Origin of the sequence: Acinetobacter sp. SM34 (assembly GCF_022012365.1) — a bacterium.
Lineage (GTDB): Bacteria > Pseudomonadota > Gammaproteobacteria > Pseudomonadales > Moraxellaceae > Acinetobacter.
Map to the genome: position 1 here is coordinate 16,086 of NZ_JAKLTP010000009.1, position 13,446 is coordinate 29,531.

A 13,446-nucleotide genomic window follows, 5' to 3' on the forward strand; every position below is an offset into this window, starting at 1 on the left:
TGCTATGTTATTACATAGCTTATTCATGCGAAGCGCGTACTTTAAAGAGGTTCTGTTTAAAAATCCACCCGTTTTAGCCTGAAAAAAACTTAATTTTGGGCGAAAAAAGAGCTTAATTTGCCGAAATTAGGGTAAAAAATGACCATAATATAGCTCGCAAATCATGCAGTTAACCTCAGCTTAATAATGTTTTATTAATTGATGGAATCTTTATGTAAACATGCAATCAATCGATTAATTATTAATCTAAAATTAACAATTTGTCATATTTATAGGGCTGGTTTTTAACATTCCACGACCGAAAAGCCTCAATTTTTTATTGAGGCTGAGTCCCAAAAACAGTGATTTTTTAATCTACTCCATTCACCTAGCATAGCTTTTGAGTTTTTAAGGATGCTGAAGATGATTGGCTTTGTGATTGGGGTATTTGCCATTGCCGGCATGATTAAAGGTACCTTAGGACTGGGTTTACCTGCAGTTTCCATGGCTTTGCTGACGATTTTTATGAGTCCCTTTCAAGCAGCAACCCTGCTGATCGTACCGTCGATGGTCACCAATTTTTGGCAACTGTTTGCCGAAGGACAAGTGCTGAAACTGGTTCGCCGTTTTTGGCCCTTATTGCTCGGGATTATTGCCGGTTCCATCTGGAGTACTTTTCCCACGCTGGGGCAGGGGGAATTTCAGAGCGAGGCTTTACTGGGTGCAATGCTGGCATTGTATGGCCTATTTGCGAAAAATATGCCCAATCTGGCCGCGCATGAAAAATGCTTATCTCCGATTATCGGCTATCTCGGGGGAGCATTAACTGTAGCTACAGGGGTGGTGGTGATTCCGGTAGTGCCTTATTTGCAAGCGTTGCATTTAAAACGCGATGATCTGGTTCAGTCACTCGGCTTGGCCTTTACCACTTCAACCCTTTGTCTGGCCGTATTTCTACATCAAAATCCGGTGGAAAATATTCTAATGGACTATAAGATGTCGTTGATCGCCTTATTCCCTGCATTAGTGGGAATGTGGCTGGGCACTAAAATCCGCTATCGCATTCCGGAACAAAAGTTTCGCAAGATGTTCTTTTGTGGCCTGGTGATTTTTGGCGCGTATATGGTGCTGCACCAGTTTGGCCTGATCTAAAGTCATCGCTAAAATTATCTGGAAAAGAATCAGTTTTAATTCAGCTCAGTAACCGGGATTTTTGCGAAACTAAAAACTGACTGAAATGTTGATAAGACAGCGGCAGGGCATCAAAGTTTTTTGCTGCCAATAACAGCTTGCGATTGGCCCAGTCCCCCGTCAGTTCAATTTGCTGAAATGAATAAACCGAACTTAAACGGTTGGCCGCGCGTTTTGGCATAATCGCAATCCCGACACCATTGGCCACCACCTGGGCAATGGCGGCAAAATTGGGTAAACGTAACCTGTACTGAATCGCGCAGCCGAGTAATTTGGCCTGGGTTTCAATCGATTGCTGTAAGGAGTGATATTGCATCAGGCCCACGAACGGGTAATTCAGTACATCAGCCAATTGCAGGACAGATTGATGCTGCAGTTCATGATCCATGGGGCAAATCAGCACCAGAGGATCATCGAAAAATTCCAGGGTCTGTAGATTTTTTGCATTAAAAAAACTTGAAATCAAGCCAAGCTGGGCGCTGCCATTTTCCAGTGCCTGAATAATATCGTTACTTTCCGCTTCTTTTAATTCAATCTGGATATTCGGGTTTTCGAGCAGATATTGCGGCAAAAGCAGGGGCAGATATTCACTTTGTGCAGAGGAATTGCACCACAACATCATTTCACTTTGCGAACCTGTAGAGAAGGGCAGCATCTGCTGTTGCAATTGTTGAGCCTGATGCAGCAACACCTGAGCCTGTGAGGCAAAAACCTGTCCAGCAAGGGTCAGCTTGACTCCGGAAGCATGGCGGATGAATAAATGCACAGTAAACTGCTGTTCAATTTTTTTAATCCGCTCACTGGCGGCTTGCAGGGAAATCGAACAGCGTTCTGCACCTTTAGTGAGACTGCCGGTCTCTACAATATTCAAGAACAGTTGCAAATCAAAAAAGTCGAGACGCATGTGCTGAGTCTGCTCAGTGAAATTTGACTCATCATACTAAAATTTCCTCAGCATCAGAGATAAAAAAAGCAGCCTTGCGGCTGCCTGAAATTTTTAAAATATTTTAAATGGTTATTATGATTTATCGCCCCAGCTAAAAAACCAGTTCAGGATTAAAGCGGCAAAGGTCGCAGTACCAATACCACCCAGGTTAAAGTTACCAAATTGCAAAGCAAAGTCACCGGTACCTAAAATAATGGTTACCGCAGCCACCATCAGGTTTTTGTTTTTAGAAAAATCGACTTTGTTTTCAATCCAGATTTTTGCACCGGCAATGGTAATCAAACCGAATACCACAATTGAGGCACCGGTTAAGATGGCCGTCGGAATGGTATGGATAATGGCACCAAATTTGGGTGATAGTCCGAGGAAAACTGCAAAGATACCGGCAAAGACAAAAATAATGGTGGAATAGACGCGGGTTACCGCCATCACGCCAATATTTTCACCATACGTGGTCATTCCGGGACCACCGACGCCACCGGATAATGTGGTGGCAATACCATCTGCCACAAAAGCCTTACCGATGTGTGGGTCCAGGTTTTCACCAGTCATGGCACTCACCGCCTTAATATGGCCCAAGTTTTCAGCCACTAAAATCAAGGCAACAGGTGCAATAATCAAAATGGCATTGGCATCGAATACCGGTGAATGGAAGGTTGGCATACCGAACCAGGCAGCCTGTTGAATGGGAGTGAAATTAATCGGCATACCATGCCCCATGACATTGGAAACAATGTAATAGACCAAATAAGCCAGTAATAAACCGATCAATAACAGCAGACGTTGCAGCAGGCCTTTAGTAAATACCGCAATCGAGCCCATGCACATCACCGTGACCAGTGACATCCACATATTAAAGTTATTGCCAGCGACACCTTTTACCGTAACAGGTGCAAGGTTTAAACCAATGATCATCACCACGGCACCGGTTACCACAGGTGGCATGAGTTTCTCAATCCAGTTGGTGCCGGTTGCCATCACAATAAAACCAAAAATGGCATACAGAATACCGCAGGCCATAATACCGCCAGCGGCCAAGGCCAGATTGGCATTGGGTGCACCTGTACCCGAAGCGGCATAACCGGTTGCAGCAATGACCACACCAATAAAGGCAAAACTTGAACCTAAATAACTCGGTACACGACCACCGGTCATCAAGAAAAACAGAATGGTACAGATCCCTGACATTAAAATAGCCAGATTAGGATCAAAGCCCATCAAAAATGGTGCGAGTACTGTCGCACCAAACATGGCGAAAGCGTGTTGTATGCCTAAAACCACACTTTGTGCAGGCGGGAGATATTCATTGGTACCTACGGGATGTGCATCGATGCTACCTTTATAGGGACGCCATTGGGGGAACCAATTGGACATTTTTTGAGCACTCAAAAGCTAAATTGTGCACATCATACGCTTCTTTTTTAGAAGATTTAATCGCTATAATAAAATTTTATTTAAACTAATGCCCTGACTTTTCAAATATTTTTACCGAATGGTAAAAGTTTTAGCCTTTAAAAATAATGTGAAATCAATAGCTAATATTATCATTTGTACCATTGATTTATCATGAATTTTTGTTATTCCATTTATAAAAAAATATTAAAATTTTATTGTATGGTCAAAAAAAGCACACTCAAGGAGTGTGCTGGTTCTTAGAAAAATAGGCTTATCCCGTATTGCGCAGTCCCGCTGCAATACCTGCAATACTGACCATCAAGGCATGATCGACCGGGGTATGCTCGGCCTGACGTTCTGCCAAATAGCGACGGCGGCGTTTCATCAGTTCAGCCTGCAATAAATGCAGCGGCAATAAATACGGTTTACGTACCCGCATAGATTGGTCCAGCACCTCATTGCTGCTAAGCAGTTGTGATTCACCTTTTAAAGCCAACAAGGTTTTTACTGCATCTTTTAAGCGCTGACGCAGTTCATTGCCCAGGATTTTTAAATCTTCATCATCAGTTAAATGCGATTCGTAATAAAGCGCTACATGACCGTCGGCTTTAGACAGAACCATTTCCAGCATATCAATCAGGGTCTGGAAATATGGCCATTGTTGCAGCATTTCATCCAGCAAATCTTTTTGGCCTTGATCGATCACTTGGTTAATCGCAGCGCCCGTACCCAGCCAGGCCGGAAGCATCAAACGGATTTGGGTCCAGGCAAAGACCCAGGGAATGGCACGTAGGGATTCAATCCCGCCACTAACCTTACGTTTTGCAGGACGTGAACCGAGCGGCAACATTTGCAATTCAAGTTCCGGTGTCACGGTACGCAGGTATTTCACAAAATGTGGATTTTCACGCACCGTTTCACGATAGACCTGTACCGACAGGTCGGTCATGCTGTGCATTAACTGACGCCATTCATCTTTAGGCACTGGCGGAGGAAGCAATGTGGCTTCCAGAGTAGCTGCGGTATAAATTTCCAGGTTTTGCAGCGCAATGCCTTCCAAGCCAAATTTGAAGCGAATCATTTCGCCCTGTTCGGTCACGCGGATGGCACCGGAAATCGAGCCCGGCGGTTGTGAAAATAGCGCTTGCTGGGTCGGTGCACCGCCACGGCTGATTGAACCGCCGCGGCCATGGAATAAGGTGAGTTGTACGGCATGTTGTTGTGCGACCGCGGTGAGTTCTTCTTGCGCACGGTATTGCGCCCAGTTGGCCGACATAAATCCGGCATCTTTGGCCGAGTCGGAATAACCAATCATCACTTCATGTTTGCCCTGAATATGCTGTTTGTACCAATGCATATTGAACAGGGTGTTCATGGTATGGGCTGCGCCGTCGAGGTCTTTCAGGGTTTCAAATAATGGAACGACGCGCAGCGGGTGCTTAATGCCGGCTTCTTTTTGCAGCAGTAACACTGCCAAGACATCACTCGGGTATTCCGCCATCGAGATAATATAAGCACCCAAGCTTTCTTCAGGCTGTTCTGCCAGCGTACGCATGGTGGCAAACACTTCCTGCACATCCGGATGTTCAATTAGGCTCTGCTTCGGCTCATTCAAATGTTTTGGCAGTAAGGGGCGTTTGCTTTGCAATTCTTGCAACAGGAAGTTTTGGCGAGCCTGTTCGGTCCAGGTTTCAAAATTGCCCAAACCCAGATATTCAGTAATGGCAGAAATGGCCTGACGATGACGACCGGATTCCTGACGGATATCCAGTTTTAATAATTCAATGCCAAAGCAGTTGACCCGATGAATAAAATCAAGCAGTTTGCCATTGGCAATTTCAGGCAGGTTGCAGGCAATCAGTGAACGGTAGCAAAGCAATAAAGGTTGCAATAATTCATCTTTGCTTTTAATCACCAAACTGTCATCGGCATCTTGCCCTTGCAGCTTTTGTGCAAGCCAGTGACGGGTGGCCTTTAAGCGTTCGCGGGTATCGCGAAGATATTCACGGTACGGTTCAGGATGCGCATGACCGAGTGCCTGCATCAGTTCATTGCTAGAGTTCTGAATCGACAATTCCCAGCGCAGGTCTTCCATATCACGCAGATATAAATCAGCCGCTTTCCAGCGCGATAACCACAATACTTCCTGGGTAATGTTATGCGTGACATTCGGGTTGCCATCACGGTCACCACCCATCCATGAGGCAAAACGCACCGGTGCAACGGTTAAGGGTAAACGCTGGCCACAGTGATCTTCAACCATTTCATCCAGTTCGCGGATGAACTTGGGAACCGCATTCCACAGGGTTTGTTCAATGGTGGTAAAGCCCCATTTGGCTTCATCGACTGGCGTAGGGCGGTGCTGACGAATTTCATCGGTCTGCCAGGCAGAACAAATCAGTTGTTTGAGTTCTTCTAGTACAGCTTTGCGTTCACGTGGAGTCAGCTTTTGTTGATCGGCCTTAAACAGGCAATCATTAATGTCATCATATTTTTGAATTAAAGTTCGGCGGCTGACTTCTGTCGGATGCGCCGTGAGTACCAATTCAATTTTTAGTTCGCAAATCTGCTTGAATAAAGTATCTGCGGAAATTTCATGATCTTTGAATTTCTTGAACAGGTGATCGAGCGGATTGGGAGATGGTGCATTTTCATCAAATTCACTCTTACGGCGACTTCGAACCACATTGTATTGTTCGGCAATATTGGCAAAATTCAGAAAGTGGGTGAATGCACGGGTAAGTGGAAGAATCTCATCATCTTCCAGACTCAGGAATAGTTGTTCAAGCTGCTTTTCGGCTTCTACCTGCCCATCACGTGCGCCTTTGGACAGGGCACGAATCTGCTCCACCTGATTAAACAAATCTTGTCCCGCATGTTCCTTGAGGGTTTCTCCCAGTAAGTTCCCAAGTAAGCGTACATCCTCACGCAGTGGAGCATCAATTTGTTGAATCATTTTTTTTCATTCTCCTAGGCTACTCCTTTGAATATACCCCGATTCAATGACATTCCAAGTAGGGGGCAGACAAAAGTCGGTATCTTTTGTTGCTAAAACTCGCAATTGAGTTGCCGTTGGTGCAGTCAGGAAAATGGAATTACAGATTTTAAGGTTTTTTCTGATATTTCAGCATAAAGATCTCAATACTGTTCAAGATAATCTGCTGTTTCTCTTCAGCAGTTGGAACTTCCCGCACCCCAAGCAGCACTTCATGATGGCGCAGGCCCAACAGTAAAGAAAGGATCAGTAAGGTCAGGTTTTTTAAAGCTTCTGGCTGAATAAAGCCCAATTCGATAGCCTGCTGAAAAAAGTTTTCCCACAGTGCATTCATACGCAGATGGCAGGCATTATAAAATGTCTGTGCCAGTGGATTGTGTTCCGCCGCCAGTTCCACCAATAAGCGTTCCAGTTTGATGGCTTCTGGCAAATTGGTGATATTGAGGGCCAGTTCACAGGCATGCACAAATTCTTGATAAAAATTACTGTTGGCTTGCAGGTTTAAGGGGCGAGCACTGAGTAATTCTTCGCATGTTGCAACAATGGCACAGACAAATAAATTGGCTTTGTCCTGAAAGTGATTGTAGACCGTCAGTTTGGTGACACCCGCTTCCTGGGCAATCTGGTTCATGCTGGAACCATGGTAGCCACACCTTAAAAATAAGCTTTTTGCTGCAGTTAAAATGCGCTGACGTTTTTCTAAGTCTTTGGGGCGACCCACATTTATTTGCACAATTTTTTCCAAAAAAATGAAAAAGGTCATTGATTTGACCCTCGATTCCCAATTAATGTACCGGTAAGTATATTAATTAAAAAACGATCAGTTTAAGATAATGCTTATTTTGCCCTAAAAAACATTTTGAGATAAGAGCCAACCTCATGAGCACAGTAAAGATTGCAGTAAAAACCGCCCTGTTCAGCATGATGATTATTTGCACTGTGACTTTATTGGGCTGCAGCACGGAGGCAACCGAAACAGAACAGGTTCCGTTTGTGATGGTGACTCAGCCGAACAGTACCCATAACGAGCAGAAAAGCTATGCTGGAGATGTGCAGGCACGCCAGCAAACGGCTTTGGCCTTCCGGGTGGGCGGACAGATTATCGAACGTTATGTCGATGTGGGCGATCAGGTCAAGGTCGGTCAGGTACTGGCAAAACTGGATGTGAAAGATGCCCAGCTCCAGCTCAATGCAGCAAAAGCACAACTGGAAAGTGCCCAATCGGCCGCAAAAATTGCTGCAGATGAACGGCAGCGCTTTAAGCAACTGCTGCCGATGAATGCCGTAAGCCGTTCGCAATATGATGCGGTGGATAACCAGTATAAAGCGGCGATGTCAGCTTTAAAGCAGGCACAATCCAATTATCAGGTTACGAGTAACCAAACTGGTTATAACCAGCTGATTGCCAATAAAAACGGGGTGATTACCGCACGTAATATTGAAGTGGGGCAGGTGGTCGCTGCGGGGCAAGCCGCGTACCAAATGGCGATTGCCGGCGATCGTGAAGTAGTAATAGGCGTGCCGGAACAGGCCATTTCAGAAATTAAAGTCGGTCAAACGGCGTGGGTAACCTTATGGTCCAAGCCTGAAGACAAATTTTCCGCTTATGTGCGGGAAATCTCTCCGGCAGCCGATCAGTCCCGTACCTTTAGTGTCAAGGTGGCCTTGCGTGAAGGAAACGCTGCCATTCAGCTGGGCCAGAGTGCACGGGTGTTTTTTAACCACACCCAAAACAATGTACTCAGCGTGCCTTTGTCCAGTGTCTCGGCCAATGACCAGCAGGCTTATGTCTGGGTGGTGAAACCTGATCAGACCATTCATAAGGTGGCGGTAACATTGGGGGCCTATGGCCGTGACAGCGTGCCGGTATTGTCTGGCCTGAATCCGCAAGATTATGTGGTGATTGGCGGCGTGCACTTATTGCGTGAAAAACAAAAAATCCAGCCGATTGACCGTGAAAATCGTGCTGTGAAAATTTCGGCAGGAGCTGCATCATGAATTTAGGCATGAACTTTAACCTGTCGGAATGGGCACTGAAAAATAAAGGTCTGATCCTTTATTTCATGCTGCTGCTGGGTATAGTCGGTATCGTTTCCTATTCCAAACTGGCGCAAAGTGAAGACCCGCCGTTTACCTTTAAGGTGATGGTGATTCAGACCTATTGGCCGGGAGCAACCGCACAGGAAGTGTCCTTGCAGGTGACGGATCGTATTGAAAAGGAACTGATGAGTACCGGCAATTACGAACGCATTATGGCCTATTCGCGTCCCGGTGAGTCACTGGTGACTTTTGTCGCCAAAGATTCATTACGCTCCAGTCAAATTCCCGATGTCTGGTATCAGGTGCGTAAAAAAATCGGTGACATCCAGCATCAACTGCCGAGTGGCGTACAAGGGCCTTTCTTTAATGATGAATTTGGCGATACCTTCGGAAATATCTATGTCTTGACCGGCAAAGATTATGACTATGCCATATTGAAGGAATATGCCGACCGTTTGCAGTTGCAGTTGCAGCGTGTCAAGGATGTTGCAAAAGTCAATCTGGTGGGCCTGCAAGACCAGAAAATCTGGATTGAACTGTCCAATACCAAAGCGGCACAACTCGGCATCCCGGTCACCGCGATTCAGCAAGCGCTACAACAGCAAAACACCATGGCCAGTACTGGTTTCTTTGAAACAGGGACCGACCGCATTCAAATGCGGGTGAGTGGCCAGTTGCAAAATGTCGATGAACTCAAGCACATGCCGCTTTTGGTGGCAGGCAAAACCATTCAACTGGGTGATGTTGCCGAGATCTATCGCGGCTTTAGCGAACCGGCCCAGCCACGTATGCGTTTTATGGGCGAAAATGGTATTGGCATTGCAGTTTCCATGCGTAAAGGCGGCGATATTCTGGCTCTAGGTAAAAACCTGGAAACTGAATTTGCCCATTTACAAAAATCTTTGCCTTTGGGCATGCAGCTGAAAAAAGTTTCCGATCAACCGGTTGCAGTAAAACGTAGTGTGAATGAATTCATGAAAGTGCTGACAGAAGCGGTGATTATCGTGTTGCTGGTCAGCTTCTTTTCTCTGGGTTTTCGTACCGGTCTGGTGGTGGCATTTTCCATTCCACTGGTGCTGGCCATGACCTTTGCCGGCATGAATATATTTGATGTCGGACTGCATAAAATTTCACTCGGCGCTTTAATTCTGGCGCTGGGTTTATTGGTGGATGACGCCATTATTGCGATTGAAATGATGGCCGTGAAAATGGAGCAGGGCTATAGCCGGCTGGAAGCCGCCGGTTTTGCCTGGAAAACCACGGCTTTTCCAATGCTGACTGGCACCTTGATTACCGCAGCCGGTTTTTTACCGATTGCCACTGCAGCATCCAGTACCGGTGAATATACCCGTTCCATTTTCCAGGTGGTGACCATTGCCTTGGTAGTGTCATGGTTTGCGGCAGTGCTTTTTGTCCCATATTTGGGCGATAAATTGCTGCCAGATTTTAATCAAGACCTGCTGCAAAAAGCGCCGTGGTATCAGCGCTTATGGGCACGCTTACGCAAGCAGCCAGAACCGCCAGCTGTGCTGCATCATGCCGGTGAACATCATGATCCTTATCAAACCCGGTTTTATCAAAAGTTTAGATCCTGGGTAAATAAGTGCCTGACCTATCGTAAAACCGTGATTGCCACCACGGTCGGTATTTTTGTGCTGTCGGTGCTGATGTTTAAACTGGTGCCGCAGCAGTTCTTCCCGCCCTCCAACCGCGCCGAAATTCTGGTCGATTTAAAACTGGAAGAAGGCGCATCGCTCACGGCCACAGAAAATGCGGTGAAAAAAGTGGAAAAATTCCTGTCGACCAAACAGGGCATCGACAACTATGTGGCCTATGTCGGCACAGGTTCCACCCGCTTTTATTTGCCGCTGGATCAGCAATTGCCACAAGCCAGTTTTGCTCAGTTTGTGGTCTTGGCTTCCTCCCTGGATGACCGCGATGAAATCCGCAAATCCCTGGATCAGGAAATCCGCAAACTGCTGCCGGATGTGCGTACCCGGGTCTCACTATTGGAAAATGGCCCGCCAGTCGGTTATCCATTGCAGTACCGCGTTTCCGGTGAAGACCTGAATCTGGTGCGTCAGTGGGCGCATAAAGTGTCGGCGGTCATTGCAGATAATCCGAATACCACCAATGTTCATTTGGACTGGGGCGAGCCAAGTAAGGTCATTCAGCTGAATATTGATCAGGACCGTGCCCGTCAAATGGGCGTGTCGAGCTTAGATTTATCACAATTCCTGAACAGTTCCATCAGCGGTGCCGTGATTAACCAGTATCGTGAAAAACGTGAACTGATTGACATCAGTTTACGTGGTGATCAGAACGAACGGATCAGTGTGGAATCACTGTCCAGTCTGGCCGTACCCACTGCCAATGGGGGCTCGGTGCCATTGGCGCAAATTGCCAAAATTGAATATAAATTTGAAGATGGCCTGATTTGGCATCGTAACCGTTTGCCGACCATTACCGTACGTGCCGATATTCGCACCAACTTGCAGCCGGCTACCGTAGTGAATGAACTGGCCGATCAAATGGATCAGCTGCGTGCCGAACTGCCAAGCGGTTATCTGATTGAAGTGGGCGGTACAGTAGAAGAGTCAGCACGTGGACAAAACTCGGTCAATGCCGGTATGCCGTTCTTCCTAGCGGTGGTGATGACCTTGTTAATGATTCAGCTCAAGAGTATGTCACGCGCATTTATTGTGTTTTTAACTGCACCTTTAGGGCTGATTGGGGTAGTGCTGTTTCTATTATTGCTGAATAAACCCTTTGGTTTTGTGGCGATGCTGGGAACCATTGCACTATCGGGCATGATCATGCGCAATTCTTTAATCCTGATTGACCAGATTGAACAGGATATTCAGGCTGGACATGATCCCTGGAATGCCATTATTGATGCAACCGTGCGTCGTTGCCGTCCGATTGTCTTGACAGCGCTGGCCGCAGTACTGGCGATGATTCCTTTATCACGCAGTATTTTCTTTGGTCCAATGGCCGTTGCCATTATGGGCGGCTTGATTGTGGCGACCCTGCTCACCTTGTTCTTTTTACCTGCATTGTATGCACAATGGTTTAAAGTGCAAAAAAATAGCCAAACGGAGTAATTTTTTGACAATAATCAGGTGCGAAATGTTGAAAATTTCAATATAGTAGCACCTAATATTTGTATACATTTTTATCAAGCAATTTACTGCATATTAAAACTCTAAACATGCGGTAAATGGGGTTGAAACGCACATGAAGCAAGACAACTTAAGCCGACTTCGCCGTTCCGTTGCGATTTCCTATGTCTTGATGTTTTTCGCGTTATTTACTGTGATTAGTGGCATATTTGCTTATTGGTTTGCGCGAAAAGTCACACAGGTGGATGAAGTGGAGGTCTGGCTTGAAGCCCAAGCCCTCTGGATTATGCGTAATATTGTGATTTATATGATTCTGGTGTGTTTTGCAGCACTCTGGTTTATTCCGCTGATTTTCTTTTATTGGGATAGTGCAGTTTGGGTAAAAGGTTGTACTGTTGCAGGCGTGGTTTTCGCCATGATTGCCTTTTTATTCCTGTTGAATGCCTGGCTGAAAGGGATTTCCCGATTCTTCAAAAATAAAGCCGTTTTCTAAGCTGGATAAATTTTTTTCCCCTCGTCCCCTTGTAAAATTTGTTTCCATCCCCAATTTCACTCCACAGTTAAGTATTAAATAAAATTCCGTGAGGAGCATCGCCAGACATGGCTAAACGTGATTATTATGAGGTTTTGGGCGTCGCTAAAACCGCTAGTGATGATGAAATTAAAAAAGCCTACCGTAAGTTGGCGATGAAATATCATCCAGACCGTAACCCGGACAACCCTGAAGCTGAAGAAAAATTTAAAGAAGCTGCTGAAGCTTATGAAATTTTATCCGACAGCGAAAAACGCAGCATGTATGACCGTATGGGGCATAACGCCTTTGAAGGCGGCATGGGCGGTGGTGGCTTCGGTGGCGGTTTCAGCGCAGAAGACATCTTTAGCCAGTTTGGCGACATCTTTGGTGGTGCGTTTGGTGGCGGCGGTAGCCGTGGTCAGCAACGTGCACGTCGCGGATCAGACCTGCGCTACGTTATTGAATTAACGCTTGAAGAAGCGGTTAAGGGTGTGAAAAAAACCATTACCTTTACTGCACCGGCACCTTGTGAGGCCTGTGATGGTAAAGGTTCTAAAAACCCGAACGATGTTGAAACCTGTAAAACCTGTCATGGCGCAGGTCAAGTGCGCATGCAACAAGGTTTCTTCTCTGTTCAGCAGACTTGTAGCACTTGTCGCGGTCAAGGCAAAATCATCAAGAACCCATGTAACACCTGTCATGGTTCAGGCGTAAAAGACCGTCAGCAAACCCTTGAAGTGACCATTCCCGCAGGAGTGGACAATGGCGACCGTGTACGTTTAAGCGGTAAGGGTGAAGCGATTCGTGATGGTCAATCCGGTGATTTGTACGTAGAAGTGGTGGTGCGTGAGCATGAAATCTTCCAGCGTGATGGTGCAGACCTGTATATGGATGTGCCAGTCAGCATTGCTGATGCTGCCTTGGGTAAAGAAATTCAGATTCCAACGTTGGATGGCCGTGTCAGCCTGAAAATTCCTGAGGGAACTCAAACTGGCAAAATGTTCCGTCTACGTGGTAAAGGGGTTAAACCGGTACGTACTAGCATGCAGGGTGACTTGCTTTGCCGCGTAGTGGTAGAAACACCAGTGAACTTGACTGCTCGTCAACGTGAGTTATTAAAAGAATTGCAAGAAACGATGGATGGTGATGACAATAAATCATCTCCAAAGAAAAAATCGTTCTTTGGTCTGTTTGATTGATTTCAGATATAGTTTGAAAAAAGGGGGAATCTTGAATATTCCCCCTTTTTTATAGCTATTTAAGC

The 13,446-nt window shown here is 46.0% G+C and carries 9 protein-coding genes; 5 read left to right on the forward strand and 4 right to left on the reverse strand.

Annotated elements, in window-relative coordinates; genetic code table 11:
- The first annotated feature begins 402 nt into the window (after positions 1-402).
- A complete protein-coding gene (locus LZZ98_RS08925) occupies positions 403-1,131 on the forward strand; it encodes a sulfite exporter TauE/SafE family protein (protein WP_237787642.1) in 729 nt (242 codons plus the stop codon).
- 40 nt (positions 1,132-1,171) lie between these two features.
- On the opposite strand, the gene LZZ98_RS08930 is transcribed toward LZZ98_RS08925, so the two are convergent.
- The 4 genes from LZZ98_RS08930 to LZZ98_RS08945 all read right to left on the reverse strand — a co-directional run bounded on the left by LZZ98_RS08930 (position 1,172) and on the right by LZZ98_RS08945 (position 7,239).
- A complete protein-coding gene (locus LZZ98_RS08930) occupies positions 1,172-2,074 on the reverse strand; it encodes a LysR family transcriptional regulator (RefSeq protein ID WP_237787547.1) in 903 nt (300 codons plus the stop codon).
- A 114-nt stretch (positions 2,075-2,188) separates the two neighbouring features.
- Positions 2,189-3,490 carry a solute carrier family 23 protein gene (locus tag LZZ98_RS08935; protein ID WP_237787548.1) on the reverse strand — a complete coding sequence of 434 codons (1,302 nt, stop codon included), beginning with the start codon at positions 3,488-3,490 and terminating at the stop codon, positions 2,189-2,191.
- A gap of 292 nt (positions 3,491-3,782) precedes the next feature.
- Complete coding sequence (ppc, locus tag LZZ98_RS08940; protein WP_237787549.1) at positions 3,783-6,467, reverse strand: phosphoenolpyruvate carboxylase; 2,685 nt, start codon at positions 6,465-6,467, stop codon at positions 3,783-3,785.
- 148 nt (positions 6,468-6,615) lie between these two features.
- Positions 6,616-7,239 (reverse strand): TetR/AcrR family transcriptional regulator, encoded by a 624-nt coding sequence (locus LZZ98_RS08945; protein ID WP_237787643.1) that lies wholly within the window; start codon positions 7,237-7,239, stop codon positions 6,616-6,618.
- Between the two features lie 146 nt (positions 7,240-7,385).
- Between LZZ98_RS08945 and LZZ98_RS08950 the strand changes: the two genes are divergently transcribed.
- The 4 genes from LZZ98_RS08950 to dnaJ all read left to right on the forward strand — a co-directional run bounded on the left by LZZ98_RS08950 (position 7,386) and on the right by dnaJ (position 13,381).
- Positions 7,386-8,504, forward strand: coding sequence for an efflux RND transporter periplasmic adaptor subunit (locus LZZ98_RS08950; RefSeq protein ID WP_237787550.1), 1,119 nt, complete (start codon positions 7,386-7,388; stop codon positions 8,502-8,504).
- An 8-nt stretch (positions 8,505-8,512) separates the two neighbouring features.
- Positions 8,513-11,650: an efflux RND transporter permease subunit gene (locus LZZ98_RS08955; protein ID WP_237787644.1), complete on the forward strand. Its 3,138-nt coding sequence runs from the start codon at positions 8,513-8,515 to the stop codon at positions 11,648-11,650.
- A gap of 133 nt (positions 11,651-11,783) precedes the next feature.
- The gene (locus LZZ98_RS08960; RefSeq protein ID WP_086176574.1) at positions 11,784-12,161 is read left to right on the forward strand and encodes a hypothetical protein; all 378 of its coding nucleotides are present in this window, start codon (positions 11,784-11,786) and stop codon (positions 12,159-12,161) included.
- A gap of 107 nt (positions 12,162-12,268) precedes the next feature.
- Positions 12,269-13,381 (forward strand): molecular chaperone DnaJ, encoded by a 1,113-nt coding sequence (gene dnaJ, locus LZZ98_RS08965; RefSeq protein WP_237787551.1) that lies wholly within the window; start codon positions 12,269-12,271, stop codon positions 13,379-13,381.
- The last annotated feature ends 65 nt before the right edge of the window (positions 13,382-13,446 follow it).